This window comes from Mycoplana sp. ABR4_002, assembly GCF_056159645.1.
In genome coordinates this window covers 4,171,138-4,187,155 of the sequence record NZ_JBSWVO010000001.1, presented here as the reverse complement: position 1 = coordinate 4,187,155, position 16,018 = coordinate 4,171,138, and the positions used below count along the sequence as shown (strand labels likewise).

At 65.5% G+C, this 16,018-nt stretch carries 16 protein-coding genes; 1 reads left to right on the top strand and 15 read right to left on the bottom strand.

Annotation, left to right across the window (positions count from 1 at the left end):
* Window positions 1–6: 6 nt before the first annotated feature.
* The 14 genes from accD to ACXAGF_RS19835 form a co-directional block, all read right to left on the bottom strand.
* Window positions 7–909 (bottom strand): acetyl-CoA carboxylase, carboxyltransferase subunit beta, encoded by a 903-nt coding sequence (gene accD, locus ACXAGF_RS19900; RefSeq protein WP_475019096.1) that lies wholly within the window; start codon window positions 907–909, stop codon window positions 7–9.
* A gap of 39 nt (window positions 910–948) precedes the next feature.
* A complete protein-coding gene (gene trpA / locus ACXAGF_RS19895; protein ID WP_475019095.1) occupies window positions 949–1,788 on the bottom strand; it encodes a tryptophan synthase subunit alpha in 840 nt (279 codons plus the stop codon).
* 1 nt (window position 1,789) lies between these two features.
* Window positions 1,790–3,010 (bottom strand): tryptophan synthase subunit beta, encoded by a 1,221-nt coding sequence (gene trpB / locus ACXAGF_RS19890; protein ID WP_475019094.1) that lies wholly within the window; start codon window positions 3,008–3,010, stop codon window positions 1,790–1,792.
* Window positions 3,007–3,699, bottom strand: a complete 693-nt coding sequence (locus ACXAGF_RS19885) for a phosphoribosylanthranilate isomerase (protein WP_475019093.1) — start codon at window positions 3,697–3,699, stop codon at window positions 3,007–3,009. Before ACXAGF_RS19885 ends, trpB begins: the two co-directional genes overlap by 4 nt.
* 62 nt (window positions 3,700–3,761) lie before the next feature.
* Window positions 3,762–4,526: a M48 family metallopeptidase gene (locus tag ACXAGF_RS19880; RefSeq protein WP_475019092.1), complete on the bottom strand. Its 765-nt coding sequence runs from the start codon at window positions 4,524–4,526 to the stop codon at window positions 3,762–3,764.
* A gap of 94 nt (window positions 4,527–4,620) precedes the next feature.
* A complete protein-coding gene (locus tag ACXAGF_RS19875) occupies window positions 4,621–5,058 on the bottom strand; it encodes a DUF2852 domain-containing protein (RefSeq protein WP_475019091.1) in 438 nt (145 codons plus the stop codon).
* A 139-nt stretch (window positions 5,059–5,197) separates the two neighbouring features.
* Window positions 5,198–6,481, bottom strand: a complete 1,284-nt coding sequence (locus tag ACXAGF_RS19870) for a polyhydroxyalkanoate depolymerase (RefSeq protein WP_475019090.1) — start codon at window positions 6,479–6,481, stop codon at window positions 5,198–5,200.
* 184 nt (window positions 6,482–6,665) lie between these two features.
* Window positions 6,666–7,397: an SDR family oxidoreductase gene (locus ACXAGF_RS19865; protein ID WP_475019089.1), complete on the bottom strand. Its 732-nt coding sequence runs from the start codon at window positions 7,395–7,397 to the stop codon at window positions 6,666–6,668.
* A 23-nt stretch (window positions 7,398–7,420) separates the two neighbouring features.
* The gene (locus ACXAGF_RS19860; RefSeq protein WP_475019088.1) at window positions 7,421–8,440 is read right to left on the bottom strand and encodes a zinc-binding alcohol dehydrogenase family protein; all 1,020 of its coding nucleotides are present in this window, start codon (window positions 8,438–8,440) and stop codon (window positions 7,421–7,423) included.
* A 67-nt stretch (window positions 8,441–8,507) separates the two neighbouring features.
* Complete coding sequence (locus tag ACXAGF_RS19855) at window positions 8,508–9,482, bottom strand: ABC transporter permease (RefSeq protein ID WP_475019087.1); 975 nt, start codon at window positions 9,480–9,482, stop codon at window positions 8,508–8,510.
* 31 nt (window positions 9,483–9,513) lie between these two features.
* A complete protein-coding gene (locus ACXAGF_RS19850) occupies window positions 9,514–11,067 on the bottom strand; it encodes a sugar ABC transporter ATP-binding protein (protein ID WP_475019086.1) in 1,554 nt (517 codons plus the stop codon).
* A gap of 112 nt (window positions 11,068–11,179) precedes the next feature.
* Window positions 11,180–12,169 carry a substrate-binding domain-containing protein gene (locus tag ACXAGF_RS19845; RefSeq protein WP_475019085.1) on the bottom strand — a complete coding sequence of 330 codons (990 nt, stop codon included), beginning with the start codon at window positions 12,167–12,169 and terminating at the stop codon, window positions 11,180–11,182.
* Between the two features lie 307 nt (window positions 12,170–12,476).
* On the bottom strand, window positions 12,477–12,923 hold the full coding sequence (locus ACXAGF_RS19840; protein ID WP_475019084.1) for an RbsD/FucU family protein: 447 nt from the start codon (window positions 12,921–12,923) through the stop codon (window positions 12,477–12,479).
* 19 nt (window positions 12,924–12,942) lie between these two features.
* The gene (locus ACXAGF_RS19835) at window positions 12,943–13,965 is read right to left on the bottom strand and encodes an aldo/keto reductase (protein WP_475019083.1); all 1,023 of its coding nucleotides are present in this window, start codon (window positions 13,963–13,965) and stop codon (window positions 12,943–12,945) included.
* A gap of 286 nt (window positions 13,966–14,251) precedes the next feature.
* Between ACXAGF_RS19835 and ACXAGF_RS19830 the strand changes: the two genes are divergently transcribed.
* Window positions 14,252–15,130 carry a GntR family transcriptional regulator gene (locus ACXAGF_RS19830; protein ID WP_475019082.1) on the top strand — a complete coding sequence of 293 codons (879 nt, stop codon included), beginning with the start codon at window positions 14,252–14,254 and terminating at the stop codon, window positions 15,128–15,130.
* Between the two features lie 19 nt (window positions 15,131–15,149).
* Here the strand turns inward: ACXAGF_RS19830 and ACXAGF_RS19825 are convergent, their stop codons facing one another.
* The gene (locus ACXAGF_RS19825) at window positions 15,150–15,953 is read right to left on the bottom strand and encodes an aldolase/citrate lyase family protein (RefSeq protein ID WP_475019081.1); all 804 of its coding nucleotides are present in this window, start codon (window positions 15,951–15,953) and stop codon (window positions 15,150–15,152) included.
* Between the last annotated feature and the right edge of the window lie 65 nt (window positions 15,954–16,018).

The following is a 16,018-nucleotide window of genomic DNA, read 5'->3' as shown; positions in this document are numbered from 1 at the left end:
CCGAGGTCAGGCGCTGGCAGCGATGGCGACGGGGCTGGCCGGCTTGCTGGCCTCGGCCACCGGCTTCTTCGTCAGGATCTTCAACAGCCGTGCCAGCGTGTCGGGGATGTCGTGGCGCTTGACGACCATGTCGACCATGCCGTGCTCGAGCAGGTACTCCGAGGTCTGGAAGCCTTCTGGGAGCTTCTCTCGGATCGTCTGCTCGATCACCCGCTTGCCGGCGAAGCAGATCTCTGCGCCGGGCTCGGCCATATGGATGTCGCCGAGCATGGCGTAGGACGCGGTGACCCCGCCGGTGGTCGGGTTGGTCAGGACGACGATGTAGGGCAGACCCGCCTCCTTCAGCATCTCCACGGCGACGGTCGTGCGCGGCAGCTGCATCAGCGACAGGATGCCTTCCTGCATGCGTGCGCCGCCCGAGGCCGGAAACATCACCAGCGGGCACTTATCCGCAATCGCACGCTCGAAGGCGCGGATGATCGCCTCGCCGGCGGCAATGCCCAGCGACCCGCCCATGAAGTTGAACTCGTGCACGACGGCCAGCAGCTTGATGCCGCGGACACGGCCGACGCCGGCAAGGATCGTGTCCTCCTGCTCGGTCTTGGCACGGCTGTCCTTCAGCCGGTCGACGTACTTCTTCGAATCACGGAACTTCAGCGGATCCTGCGCCACCTTCGGCTGCGGCAGCGCCTCATAGGCGCCATCGTCGAACAGGTCCTTCAGCCGCGCCCTGGCGGGCATCTTCATGTGAAAGCCAGAGGCCGGGATGACCCACTTGTTCTCTTCCAGGTCGCGGTGGAAGACCATTTCGCCCGTTTCCGGGCACTTGATCCAGAGGTTTTCCGGCACTTCCCGGCGGCCGAGCATCGAATTGATCTTCGGCCGAACGTAGTTTGTGATCCAGTTCACGAACGCTACTCCTGAATTTCTAAACCCCTATGTGGGGATTCATTCCGCCGCCGCAAGCCGGGCGCTGCGCACGCCGGACGCCAGTCCGCGCACCAGCGCCTCGACGCCGGCGACGGTCGCATCGGTGGCCGCCCCCTCGGTGGTCAGGCTGGAGGCAATCTGATTGACGATCGCGCTGCCGACGACGACGCCGTCCGCCGCGGCGCCGATGGCCTGGGCGTGCTCGGCGGTCTTGACGCCGAAGCCGACGCAGACGGGCAGCTTCGTGTGGTCCTTGATGCGACGCACAGCGCCCGCGATCAGTGCCGGCTCCGGCAGCGCCGAGCCGGTGATACCGTTCATCGAGACGTAGTAGACGAAGCCAGAGGTGTTCTTCAATACCGTCGGCAGGCGCTTGGCGTCCGTCGTTGGCGTCGCCAGGCGGATGAAGCTGATCCCGCTTGCGATCGCCGGGATGCACAGTTCGTCGTCCATTTCCGGCGGCAGGTCGACGACAATCAGCCCGTCGATGCCGGCGTCGCGGGCATCGCCGAGGAAGCGGTCGACGCCGTAGATATAGATCGGGTTGTAGTAGCCCATCAGGACGATCGGCGTATCGGCGTCCTCCAGGCGGAAGTCGCGCGCCATCTGCAGCGTCTTGGCGAGGGTTTGACCGCCCTTCAGCGAGCGCTGGCCGGCCATCTGGATGGCGGGACCGTCGGCCATCGGGTCGGAAAAGGGCATGCCGAGCTCGATCACATCGGCGCCCGCCTTGGGCAGCGCCTTCATGATCGCCAGCGAGGTGGCGTAGTCCGGATCCCCACCCATGAAATAGGTCACCAGCGCCGGGCGCCCCTCGGCGGCGAGATCGGCAAAGCGTTTGTCCATGCGCGCGGTCATCTCAAAGCTCCATGCCCAGGATCTTGCCGACGGTGAAGATGTCCTTGTCGCCGCGGCCGGAGAGGTTCATCAGGATGATTTCGTCCTTGCCCATCTGCGGCGCGCGCTTGATCACCTCGGCAAGCGCGTGGCTCGGCTCGAGCGCGGGGATGATGCCCTCGAGGCGGGTGAGCAGTTGGAACGCCTCGAGCGCCTCGTGGTCCATGATGGGCACATATTCGGCGCGGCCAACATCGCTCAGCCAGGAATGCTCCGGCCCGATGCCGGGATAGTCGAGGCCGGCGGAGATGGAATGGCCTTCCTTGATCTGCCCGTCGCCATCCTGCAGCAGATAGGTACGGTTGCCGTGCAGCACGCCGGGAGCGCCGGCGGTGATCGAGGCGCAGTGCTCGTCACCGTCAATACCCTTGCCGCCGGCCTCGACGCCGACGATCTTGACCCCCTTGTCGTCGAGGAAGGGATGGAAGATGCCGATGGCGTTGGAGCCGCCGCCAACGGCCGCAACGACGACGTCCGGAAGCCTGCCTTCGGCGGCCAGGATCTGCTCGCGCGCCTCGCGGCCGATCACCGCCTGGAAATCGCGGACCATTTCCGGATAGGGGTGCGGGCCGGCGGCGGTCCCGATCAGATAATAGGTGTTGTCGACGTTGGTCACCCAGTCGCGCAGCGCCTCGTTCATCGCGTCCTTCAGCGTGCCATTGCCGGCGGTGACGGCCCGAACCTCGGCTCCCAGCAGCTTCATCCGGAACACGTTCGGCGCCTGCCGCTCGACATCCGTCGCTCCCATGTAGACGACGCAGGGAAGGCCGAAACGCGCGGCGACCGTCGCGGAGGCGACCCCGTGCTGACCGGCACCGGTCTCGGCGATGATGCGCGTCTTGCCCATGCGCTTCGCAAGCAGGATCTGGCCGATGCAGTTGTTGATCTTGTGCGAGCCGGTGTGGTTCAGCTCCTCGCGCTTGAAATAGACCTTGGCGCCGCCGAGGTGTTCGGTCAGGCGTTCGGCGAAATAGAGCGGCGAGGGCCGGCCGATATAGTGGGCGCCGAGGTCGGCCAGTTCCTGCTGGAAGGCCCGGTCCGTCTTCGCCTCGTTCCACTTCTCCTGCAGGTCGAGGATCAGCGGCATCAGCGTCTCGGCGACGAAACGGCCACCGTAGATGCCGAAGCGGCCGTCCTCGTCGGGACCGCCGCGGAAGGAATTGAGATTGGGTGACTGGTTCACATGCTGCTCCCTGCGGCGATCGCCCGATCGGCTGCCCGCCGCACCGCCTCGAAAAACTGTTGCATCCTGCCGATGTCCTTGACACCCGGCGCGCTTTCGACGCCGGACGAGACATCAATGCCCGGCGCGCCCGTGACCGCTATCGCCTCGGCGACATTGTCTTTGTTCAATCCACCGGAAAGCATGTAATCGACGCTGCCGTCAAGCGCGCGCATCAGCGTCCAGTCGAAAGAGACGCCGTTGCCGCCGGGGAGTTCGGATCCCGCCGGAGGCTTGGCGTCGAACAGGAAGCGGTCGACGATGCCGACATAGGGCTCGATCTTCTTCAGGTCCTCCGCCGACCGCACGGAAAACGCCTTGATCACCGGTACGCCGTAAACGGCCTTGATCGCCAAGACGCGCTCCGGACTTTCACTGCCGTGCAACTGCAGCATGTCGGGCCGCAAAAGCTCCACGAGCTCGTCCAGGTCGTCGTTGTCCGCGTCCACCGTCACGGCGACGATTTTCGCGCGGCCGCGGGCCAGTTCGGCCAGTTCCGCGGCGTCCGCCGGCTCGATGTTGCGGGGGCTCTTGGCAAAGAAGATGAAGCCGACATGGCTGGCACCGAGATCGGTGGCGCGTCGTACCGCCTCCCCTGTCGTCAGCCCGCAAATCTTTATGTCGACCTTCGTCCCGGCATCCGTTTTCATGGGCATGGACCTCGCACGATTTTACCCAAGAGTCGAGGACATTCACCGCTCCCGGCGGTCATCTATCGCTCGAAGTCGATGGCGTGCAGCATGGTGCCGTTGCGCTTCAACCACCGCCTGGCTTGCTCGACCTGCGGACACAGCGTTTCGCAGAGGCTCCAGAAGGCCGGTCCGTGGTTCATTTCGCGCAGGTGCGCCACCTCGTGGGCGGCGAGGTAATCTAGCACGAAGGGCGGCGCCATGACGATACGCCAGGAAAAGCTGAGAGCGCCGTCGGCGGAACAAGACCCCCACCGGCTGCGGGTATCCTTGAGCGTCATCGAGCGCACAGTGCGGCCGACCGCACGCGCGTGCACGGCAACCCTGTCGTCGAGGTCCTTGCGCGCCTCCCGCTTGAGGAAGTCACAGATCCGTCGCGGCACGTGCTCGCTCAGGCCGCTGACGCGCAGAACCGGCTCGCCGTCGACCACCACGGCCTCCGTCAGGCCGCGGAGCCTGCCGGTCTCCTCGATGCGGTGGGCGACGCCGCGAACGGCGATGTGGTGCCCGTCGGCGAGTTCGCCCCTGGACGCGAAGCGCGCAAGCTTGGTCATCAGCCATGCATTGTGACGGTCGAGAAAATCGCGGATCTCGCGCTCGGGCAGGCCGGTCGGAACGGTCATCCTCAGTGCCCGGCCACCGGGCTCGATGCGGAGGGTAAGCCGCGTCGCCTGGGCGTTGCGGCGGATCGTCAGCGGCACGGCGCGGCCATTGACCTCGACCTCGCGGGTCTCCGGTGAAGGCGACGTTGCGGGCTGGCGCCGGGGTTTGAACATGGAGCGGAACATTCTGCCCTTAATAGCCGATTCGCCCGGCCATTGAACCAAGCAAAACCGGCGCCGCAAGGGCGCCGGCCGCATGCCTCGATGCAAGCGTCGAGCGTCAGGCGTCGGCAACGCCCGGCACGGAACCGCCATTGCCCGAACGGCGCCCGCGCATGAAGCGGTCGAACTCTTCCTTGTCCTTCGCCTTGCGCAGTTCGTGCATGTAGGCGTCGAACTCCTCGCGCATCTCGTCAAGCTTGCGACGCTCTTCCTCGAGACGGGCGAGCTCGGCCTCGCGCCATTCGTCGAAGGCGACGTTGCCGGATCCGAAGCCGTGGCCGCGATGGCTGCGGAAACCGCGATGGCGGCCGCGGCACGAGGCGAAAAAGCCGTCCGCGGCCTCGTTGGCCTCCCGCTTGAAGTTCTTCAGCCGCTCACCAAAGACGATGTAGGCAAGCATGGCCAGCCCAAGGGGCCAGAAGACCATGAAGCCCAGCACCATCAGAGCGATGGTCGCAGGCGTCCAGTCGGGACGCAGCAATGCAGACTGGTTCATTGCAATCTTCCTCACATTCGGCGGGCTGCCACCGTGGCGCCCGTCAATTTTCGATGTGGTATGACTGCATCCGCGCTTCAAGGCACTGCCCCGTGGATTCGGGCAAGCACCTGAAAGCCTCACGAAAAATCGACGACCGCTATTTCGCGCTGGCGGACTTGCCGCCCTTGATCACGCGCGGCACGTTGCGCTCCGAGCGGCGGTGCGCGGCGATGAAGGAGAGGATGCGCGGCGCGATCTCGCGCCGGTAGCGCGACCCGTTGAAGACGCCGTAGTGACCGACATCCGGCTGCATATAGTGCATGCGCATGCTGTCCGGAATGTTCGTGCAGATCGTCTGGGCAGCCTGCGTCTGGCCGACGCCGGAGATGTCGTCGTTCTCGCCCTCGATCGTCAGGAGCGCCACGTTGCGGATCGCGCCCGTATCGACGCGTCGGCCGCGGTGCATCATTTCACCCTTGGGAAGGGCGTGCTTCATGAACACCGTCTCGACCGTCTGCAGATAGAACTCGGCCGTCATGTCCATCACCGCGAGGTACTCGTCGTAGAAGTCGCGGTGCTTGTCGGCCGCATCGCCGTCGTCCTTGACGAGATGTTCGAAGAACTCGCGATGCGCGATCAGGTGGCGGTCGAGATTCATCGACATGAAGCCGGAGAGTTGCAGGAAGCCGGGATAGACCATCCGCATGAAGCCCGGCTGCGGCCACGGCACCGGCATGATGACATTGTCGCGGAACCACTCGATCGGGCGCTCTTCGGCCAGCGTGTTGACGGCGGTCGGATTGACGCGCGTGTCGATCGGTCCGCCCATCAGCGTCATCGTCGACGGGGACAGCGGATCGCCGTCCTCCTCCATGCAGGCCACCGCTGCAAGCACCGGCACCGACGGCTGGCACACCGCCATCACATGCGTGTCGGGTCCGAGCGCATGCAGCATCTGGATGACATAGTCGATGAAGTCGTCGAGGTCGAAGGACCCGTCCGACAGCGGCACCATGCGGGCGTCGATCCAGTCGGTGATGTAGACCTCGGCACTTGGCAGCAGCGCCTCGACCGTCCCGCGCAGCAGCGTCGCATAATGGCCCGACATCGGCGCCACCATCAGGATCTTCGGGTCGCGGCGATGGCCGGCCGGCAGCACGCGCTCGAAATGGAGGAGATTACAGAAGGGGCGCTGCCAGACGATCTTCTCGTGGACCGAAACCGTCTTGCCGTCGACAACCGTCTCATTCAACCCGAAAGCCGGCTTGCCATAGCGACGCGTCACCCGCTCCAGAACCTCCAGCCCTGCCGCCATGGTTCGACCCAGATAGGTATGGGACAGGGGATTGAGCGGGTTGCTGTAGGCGATCCGCATCTGATCGGCGACGGCCCGCCAGGGCGCCATCATGGCATGGTTCAGTTCGTAGAGTTGGTAGTACATTGGGAGATTGCCCCGTCGTGATTTCAGGAAGCGGCTGTTCCTCCGGGCTGGCTGCGCTCGGATCTCCTGCTCTTTCGCAATTGCTAACACAGTATCATTTTTTCGTTGCACGGCAACAGAACCGCCGACTTCTCCCCCGATACTTCGGGGGATGGGTCTCTCCTTCGGCTTTCCTTCGGCCGTGTCAGGCGGTCCAGCCGCCGTCGATCACATAGGCCTGCCCGGTGGTATAGGTCGCGCCGGACAGGTAGACGGCCAGATCGGCGATCTCCTCCGGCGAACCGAGCCGCCCCATCGGCTGGCGGGCGATGAAGGCGGCGCGCGCTGCCTCGTAGTCGCCGCCGGCCCGCATGCGCTCCTGCAATGACGGGCTTTCGACCGTGCCGGGGCAGATCGCGTTGCAGCGGATGTTCTGACCGACAAAGTCGGCGGCAATCGCCTTCGTCAGACCGATCACCGCCGCCTTGGTGACGGAGTAGGCAAACCGGTTCGGCACGCCCTTCAGGCTACTGGCAACGGAGGACATGTTGACGATGGCCCCGCCGCCGCGCGCCAGCATGCCCGGCAGCACTGCCCGCGCGGTGCGCACCATCGAGCGGACATTGAGGTCCCAGGCCAGTTCGAGCTCGTCGTCCTTGAGGTCGAGAACCGTACCGCCCTGAACGATCCCCGCGCAGTTGAAGAGGATGTCGATTTCGCCGATTGCCGCGATCGCCGCCCGCACCGCCGCCTCGTCGCGAACGTCGAGAAGGCGCGTCGAAATGCCTTCGACCTCAAGCGTCGCGAGCGCCGCAGCGTTGATGTCGGTAGCGACCACCTCGGCGCCGGCGCGCCTATAGGCCAGCGCCGAGGCGCGGCCGATCCCCTGCCCTGCCGCCGTCACCAGCGCCGTCTTGCCCGTCAGATCCGTCGTCATTCTCATATCCTCGTCCATTGCACCTAGCCGGCTACTTTTACCACGGCCTTGATCAGACCGTCCTTCTCGGTCGCCCAACGCGCCAGGTCGTCAGGGACGGCGCCAAGCGTCGTGCGGTGCGTCACCAGCGCCTCGACCGGCACATGGCCCGCCTCGATCGAAGCGACCACGTGGCGGAAGTCCTCGGCGGTGGCGTTGCGGCTGCCGACCAGCGTCATCTCGCGCTTGTGGAACTCGGGGTCGGAGAAGCGAATGTCCTCCTTGACCACGCTGACAAGGACGAGGGCGCCGCCATGGGCGACATAGGCGAAGGCCGCCTCCATCGACCGGACGTAGCCGGTGGCGTCGAACACGACGTCGAAGCCCTCGTCGTCGGTCAGGCGGGCCAGCGCCGCGGCGGCACCGTCATTGGCCACCACGCCCTTGTCGAATGCGAGCCGCTCACGCGCCATGGAGAGCCGGTCCGCCGAGGTGTCGAGCAGGGTCACTTCGTGGCCGGCTATGCGCGAGAACAGGGCCGTTCCGAGCCCGATCGGACCGGCGCCGATCACGAGCGAACGTGCGCCCTCGGGCGCCTGGGCCCGTCGGACCGCGTGGGCGCCGATCGCCAGGAATTCGACCGTGGCGGCTGCCTCCATCGACAGCCCGCCGGCGGAATAGAGATTCGCCGCCGGCACCACGATCTCCTCGCAAAGGGCGCCGTCGGTGTGCACGCCCAGGACCTCGATGGCGACGCAGCAGTTCGGCTTGCCGCGACGGCAGGCAATGCAGGTGCCGCAGGAAATGTAGGGGTTGACGATGACCGGCTGCCCCGGCGCCAGACCGGACGCCGCCGGCGCCTCCAGTACGGTCGCCGAGATCTCATGTCCCATCACCCGGGGATATGCCAGATAGGGATGCTTGCCCTGGAAGATGTGATAGTCGGTGCCGCAGATGCCGACGTGGCTTATGGCGATCCGGGCCCAGCCGTCCGGCACGAGCGAGGGCCGGGGCCGCTCCACGTTCTCGAGCCGGCCCGGTTCCTGGCAGACAATGGCGCGCATGAGAAGTCTCCTAACAAGCCGGCGCTCCTTGCGCCGGCTGACGTGCGTTGCGGGGCGTCGCCGTGGCTCAGCGGCTGCCGCGACGACGGAGCTGATCGAAGTAGACGATGACGATGATCAGCAGGCCGGTAATGATGCGCTGCCAGAACGAGTTCACGTTCAGCAGGTTCGCACCGTTGTTGATCGTTGCAAGGATGAAGGCGCCGATCAATGGACCGTGAACCGAACCGACCGCCCCGAACAGGCTGGTGCCGCCGATGACCGACGACGCGATCGCCTGCAATTCCCACCCCTCCGCTTGGGTCGCATTGCCGATGCCGATGCGCGAGGCGAGCAGGACGCCGACGAAGGCGGCGCAGGTCGCCGACAGGATATAGGCCGTGTAGACGGTGCGGTGGACATTCACGCCCGAAAGCCGCGCCGCCTCGCTGTTGGAACCGACGGCGAACAGGTAGCGGCCCCATCGGCTGAGGTGCAGGAACACATAGGCCGGGACGGCGACCAGGATCACCATCCAGAACAGGCTGGGGATGCCGAGGAAATCGGCGCGGGCAAAGTTGGTGAACGCCTCGTTGGTGATCGAGATGGTCGAGCCGTTGGTGATCAGCAGGCCGACGCCGCGCAGCGACGTCAGCGTCGCGAGCGTGATGATGAACGGCGGCAGCCCCATGCGGACGATCCCGAAGCCGTGGAAAGCGCCGATGGCGACGCCCAGCAGAAGCGTGGCGGCGATTGCAATCCACAGCGGCACCCCGGCCTGCAGCAGCCAGGCCAGCACGACGGTGGAGAAACCGACGATCGCGCCGACCGACAGGTCGATTCCGGCCGTGATGATGACGAAGGTCTGGCCGACGGCGAGGATCGCGGTCATCGCCCCCTGCCGCAGCAGGTTCGAGATGTTCAGCGGCGTCCAGAAGCTCGCCGTGCCGATGCCGAGCGCGATCCAGAGGGCCAGCAACAGACCGATCAGCGTCAGGCTGAAGAGGATGTTCATCCCGCGCCGCGGCGCAGCTCCTGCGCTTTCCGTCGAAGTGATGGTCATTTCGGCTTCTCCCCCATTCTGTCTTCTTCGCTCAGACGCCGATCGCTTCGGCGAGCACGTCCTCGTGGGACGCGGCGTGGTAATCATGGCTGCCGACGATCCTGCCGCCGCGGAACACATGCAGGCGGTCCGCGAGCTCGTAGACCTCCGGCAGGTAGGAGGAGATCAGGATGATGCCGGCCCCCTCCTTCAGCAGCGTGGCAAAAAGCCTGTAGATTTCCGCCTTGGTCCCGACATCGACGCCGACTGTCGGCTCGTCGAAGATGAACAGCCGGGCGCCATGGCTCAGCCACTTGCCAATCACGATCTTCTGCTGGTTGCCGCCGGACATGGACGAGGCCAGCACCTGCCGGCTCGGGGTCTTGATGCTGAGGTCGCGAATCTGCCGATCGGCGTTGGCTGCCTCGTCGGCGCGGCCGATCACGGGGCCGCGGCTCAGCCGCCGGAACACCGGCAGGTTGATGTTGAGGCCGATCGGCAGGTTGAGGCAGAGCCCCTGGTCGCGGCGACTTTCCGGGGCGAGGGCGATGCCCAGGCCCATCGCGGTCCGTTCGTTCTTGACCTCCACCGTTCGCCCCATCCAGTGAACCTCGCCGGCCGAAACCGGGCGGCGACCGTAGAGGCCCAGGGCAAATTCGCTGCGCCCGGCGCCGATCAGGCCGTAGAGGCCGACGATTTCCCCTGCCCGCACGGTCAGGGAGACATCCTGGAAGCCAGGCCCCGTCAGACCGCGCGTCTCGAGGATGGTTTCGCCGAACGCGATCTTCTCCTTGTGGTAGATCTGCTCGATCGACCGGTTGATCATCAGCGCGATCAGTTCGCTCTCGCCGGTCTCGCCAATCTTGCGCGTGCCAACATGGGTCCCGTCCCGAAGCACCGACACCCGGTCGGCGAGTTCGAACACCTCCTCCATGCGGTGGCTGATGTAGACGATCGTCACGCCTTCGCTACGCAGCCGGCGGATCAGCTTGAACAGCTGCGCGGACTCCTGTCTCGTGAGGTAGGCGGTCGGTTCGTCGAAGATGAGGAACTGCGTGCCACGCATCGCCGCGCGCGCCGTGGCGACCAGTTGCTGCTGGCCGATCGTCAGCGATCCCAGCGGCACGGCCGCCGGCAGGTCGAAACCCAGGTCGTCAAGGACGGACTGCGCGACCTTCTCCATCTGCCGCCGGCGCATCAGGCCACTGCGGCAGACCTCGTCGCCGAGGAACAGGTTTGCCGCGACCGTCAGGTGGGGGCACAGCACGACCTCCTGGTGCACCGCGTTGATGCCGCGCGCGATTGCCTCGTTGGGGCTGGCGAGCGCGACGGGGTGGCCACACCAAACGATGTCGCCCGCGGTCCGGGGGATGACGCCGGTAAGAAGCTTGATCAGGGTCGACTTGCCCGCCCCGTTCTCACCGACGATCGCATGGATCTCCCCGGCCAGGAAGGTCAGGGTCGCCGGCTTCAGCGCCTGCAGGTAGCCGTAGTTCTTCTGAAGCCCCTTGAGTTCGAGGATGGGCGCGCCCCGCGGAATGCGGCTGGCCTCGGTCAGCGCGGCGCTGCCTTGGTCGTGACGGTGAGCGACCTCTTCCAGGGTCATGGGCCTTACCTCCTCGCTTGCACGCGCCCGCGCCCTCCGGCCGATGTCTGCGACAGCCGGCGCAACGGCCGAAGGGGACCGCACCGGCCGACGCCGGCGCGGTCCTGCTTGCTCAGTTGATCTTCGGGTTCAGCAGGGCATCGATCTTCGGATCGCCCATGTTCTCCTTGGTCACGAGATTTGCGCCGGTGTCGACGAAGGTCTCGACCGTCTCGCCCTTGGAGACCGCAAGCGCCGTCTTCACCCCGTCATAGCCCATGCGGTAGGGATCCTGCACCACAAGAGCGGCAATGGAGCCGTCCTTGAGGAAGCCAACGGTCTTGTCGTCGCTGTCGAAGCCGATCACCTTGATCTTGTCGCCGAGACTGTTTTCCGCAATGGCCTGGCCGACGCCCTGCGCCAGGATCAGGTTGGAGGCAAAGACGCCGACCAGATTCGGATTGGCCGTGATCAGATCTGTCATCATGTTGAGGCCGGTGGTCGCCTGACCGTCGCCGTACTTGTCGGCGATGACCTTGAGGCCCGGGTACTTCGTCTTGACCTGGTCGAGGAAGCCTTCGCGACGTTGCTCGAGCGAACCGACGCCCGGCAAGTTGGTGAGAATGACGACCTCGCCCTCTTCCTTGCCGGTCAGCTCCTTGACGGCTGCGGCCAGTCCGTCTGCTGCGATCCGTCCGCCCTGGACGTTGTCGGTCGTCAGGAACGAGGTGAAGGCCTGGGAATCGGCCGCCGAGTCGATGCCGATGATCGGAACCGACTTGGCCGCCTCGTCGATGGGCTTGCCGAGCGCCTTGAACTCGGTCGGAGCGATAACGATCGCGGCCGGCTTGCCGGCAACGGCGTTCTCGAGAATGCTGATCTGGCCGTTGATGTCGGCTTCCGACTGTGCGCCCAGTTCGGGCACGTTCACGCCCAGGTCCTTACCGGCGGCGCGGGCGCCGGCGAGAACGATCTGCCAGTAGAACGAGGTCGTGTCCTTCACGATGATCGGGATGGTGACATCCTGCGCGGACGATGTGACCGGGGACATCGCGGCGAACACCGCGGCCCCGGCGAGTGCGGCAAAGGCGCGGCGGGACAAAAGCGATTTGGCAATGCGCATGAAGGTTCTCCTCTCTGGGTGCGTTCTCCTCCAGTGAAACCGAACCGTTGAACGCTGACGATCGGTTTTTATCGATAAAAAACATTTTAGGTGCAAGCTAGCCGAGACTTGGGTCCTTGGCAAGCCGATGCTCCCGTCATCCCTTGCCCGGCAACAAGGCCATCTCCCCTGCGCAAGCGTCAGTGCCGTCTCTTCCCTCGACACCAATCCTCCCGCGCCTCCGGCGTGACCGGACAGGCGTAATGCAACATTGGTTCCACATTGTTGTCAATATGGAATGTTCATTCCATCATTCGGATCGCCATCCTCAACCTGCGAAGACCTCGTCGGGGTGGACCACGCCCTTCTTCAGGATGATGTTGCCGTAAAGCCGAAACTCGGTGGTGGCGACGATGAAGGCAGCGCGCCGCGCCATGTCGTAGAAGGCGAACCGCTCCACGGAATGAACCGTGAAGTCGCCGGCAAGCCGGGAAACAATGTCCTGGAACGCCGCGCACACGGGCGGCACCGCCGTCGGATCGCCGACGACCTGCATGCGCCACGCCGCCTCGGCCACGAAGGTGTCGAGCGGCATATGGGCCAGGACGGCCTCGGTCATGGCGAGGGCATCGACCCCGTCCGCACGAATGACCTTCGGCCCCATGGAATTCGCCGGGAAATTCGCATCGGCGATGACGATGTCGTCGCCGTGCCCCATCGTCCGCAACGCGTGGAGGAGATCGGGGCCGAGCAGGGGATGGATACCTTTCAACATGCGCTGGTCCTTTCTTGTCCTATTGGCGGACCGCCTCCGAGCCCAGCGGCGGCGCCACCAGGGTGAAGGCGCTCGATTGCTCGTAGAGCGCAGCGGGCACCGCTGCCGCCGTCAGTTCCATGTTGCGCCGCAGGCTCTCGGGCCTGGCGGTGCCCAGCAGAACGGAGGCCACCGCCGGATGCCCGAGCGGGAACTGCATCGCCGCCGCTGCCAGCGACACGCCGTTGTCGGCGGCCAGATCTTCCAGCGCCCGCACCCGCTTCCTGACCTCCGCCGGAGCGGGCATGTAGTCGAAATGGGCCCCGTCCACCGCGCCCGTCGCCAGGATTCCCGAGTTGAAGACACCCCCGACCACGACGGCAGTGTTGCGATCGAGGCAGAGCGGAAGCAGTTCCCGCACGGCCGACCGATCGAGCAGCGTATAGCGGCCGGCCAGCAGGATGCAGTCGATCGGGGCCCGCGCCATCACCTCGAGGCAGACGGGCACCTCGTTAACGCCGAGGCCGTAGGCCTTGATGACGCCGGACGACTTCAACTCCTCCAGCGCCTTGAGGCCGGAATCCATCAGCGCGCGGAAATGAAACGCATTGCGTTCGGCGCCGTGGGTGTAGACCCCGATATCGTGGACATAGAGCACGTCAATCCGGTTCAGGCCGAGCCGGGCGTAACTCAGCTCCAACGACCGCATGATGCCGTCATAGCTGTAGTCGTAGCGGACATCGAAGGGCAGCGGGTCGACGTAGCCATACCGCGTCGGCACCTTGTCGTCGTCGACCGGGAACATGATCCGCCCGACCTTGGTCGACAGCACCCATTCGCCCTTCGGCTTGCCGCGAAGGAAGTCGCCGGTCTCGCGCTCGGCAAGGCCGAACCCGTACCAGGGCGCCGTGTCGAAATAGCGCATTCCCGCGTCCCAGGCGGCCTGCAGCGTGTCCATCGCCGCCTCGCGCGGGCAGGCGCGATAGAGCCCGCCGAGCGCGGCCGTGCCGAAGCTGAACTCGGTGATGGCCAGTCCGGCCTTGCCGATCGTTCTCGTGCGCATTGCTCCTCCCGTCTCGGACCAGCGCACCCGCGGCGCGCCCTCAGGGCGGCATGCTGCGCCTGAAGGGCCGGTCGGCTGCCGATCACCTATCTGTCTTTTATCCACAATAGACAAATTCAGGTCAATGGCTATTATGGCTTTGGCAGGCGGGACTGGCCGGCATGCCGGCCGCTGGACGCGAAAGCCGCGATAGCGACCACGGGCACCTTCGTGGCGCATCCATCTGGATAAACGGGCAGTCACCGCTTAAGGGAAGCGCTGCATCTCCATCTGACCGGCAGGATCCATGGCAAAGCAGAACACCGTGTTCAAGGACGCATTCAACCGCTGCCTCGGGCTGCTGTCGGAGAGCGACAGCCTTCCCTCCGAGCCGGAGCTCGGCGGCCAGCTCGGCGTCAGCCGAACCACCGTTCGGGCGATCCTCACGCGGCTGGAGGAAATCGGCCTGATCGACTGGTCGAAACGCCGCAAGGTCGTGCTGCGAAAGCCGCTGCCGGCGGACTATTTCCCGACGGAAGAGACCGATTCGCTGGCCGAAATCATCGAACGCAGCTTCATGCGCCGGATTCTTGCCGGTGGCGCCGAGCCGGGCATGCAGATCAACGAATTGGAACTCGCCCGCGAGATCGGCACCGGGACGACGAGCGTGCGCGAATTCCTGATCCGCTTCAGCCGCTTCGGCCTGATCGAGAAGCGACCGAACAGCCACTGGGTGCTGAAAGGGTTCACAACCGAATTCGCGCTGGAACTGACCGAGGTGCGCGAGATGTTCGAGCTTCGCTCCGCGGCCGCCTTCGCCCACCTGCCCGACGACCACCCGGCCTGGGCGGAACTGGAGGAAATCGCGGCCCTGCATCGCGACATCCTTGCCGACGTCGACAATCGCTACCGCGAGTTCTCCGAATTGGACGAGCGTTTCCACCTGCTCGTCCACAAGGCGTCAAAGAACCGCTTCATCGTCGACTTCTACGACATCATCGCCATCGTCTTCCACTACCACTACCAGTGGAACAAGACGAACGCGCGCCAGCGTAACGCGCGCGCAATGGAAGAGCACCTCGCCTATATTGAGGCGCTGCAGTCGCATGATCCCGTTCGCGTCGAGGCGGCCTGCCGGCAGCACCTGAAGTCGGCCCGCGAGACCCTGCTGCAATCGATCAACTGAACAGCGGTGGGATCAAGGGTCAGTAGCCGCCCCCCTTCGCATCGACCGGGCCCGCCTCGCCGAGAAAGTCCCGGCGCAGGCCGTCCATCGACTTCACCAGGCAATTGACGTCGGTGCCGATCGCCATGAAATCCGCGCCCATGGCGCGATAGGCCCGGGCCTGTTCCAGCACCACCGTCATGATCCCGCGCGCCTTTCCCCGCTTCTGAATGCGCGCGAAGGCGTCGCGAATTGCCGATTGCACCGGTGCCGCCGCCGGCTGGCCGAGATAGCCCATGTCGGCGGCAAGATCGGACGGGCCGATGAAAATACCGTCCACGCCGTCGATCGCGGCGATCTCGTCGAGCGCGGCCAGCCCGGCCCTGCTTTCGATCTGAACGATCAGGCAGATTTCGTCATTGGCCGTCGCCAGATAGTCGGGCGTGCGGTTGAAGTTGCTTGATCGACCGAGCCCGGCGCCGACGCCGCGGATGCCGGCCGGCGGATAGCGCAGCGCGCGCACGAGCGCTCGGGCCTGGTCCGCCGTTTCGACCATCGGAATCAGGAAGGTCTGGGCTCCCTGGTCGAGCAGCTGCTTCAACAGCCAGGCCTCGCCCATCGGCGGGCGCACGATCGGGTGGCTGGCACTGCCGCGCAGCGCGGCGATCTGCGCCCCCAACCGCGGCATGTCGTTCGGACCGTGTTCACCGTCGAGCAGGAGCCAGTCATAGCCGCTGCCGGCGGCGATCTCGGCGGCATAGGCGCTGCCGAGCGCGACCCAGAGGCCAAGCTGGAACCGGCCCTCGCGCAGCGCGGCCTTGAACGGGTTCTTCGGGGCAGGCATGCGGGACTCCTTATCTTGGCTGAATCTTGGCTGAAGCGAACCAGCCGCCGGCCGCAAGCGACCGG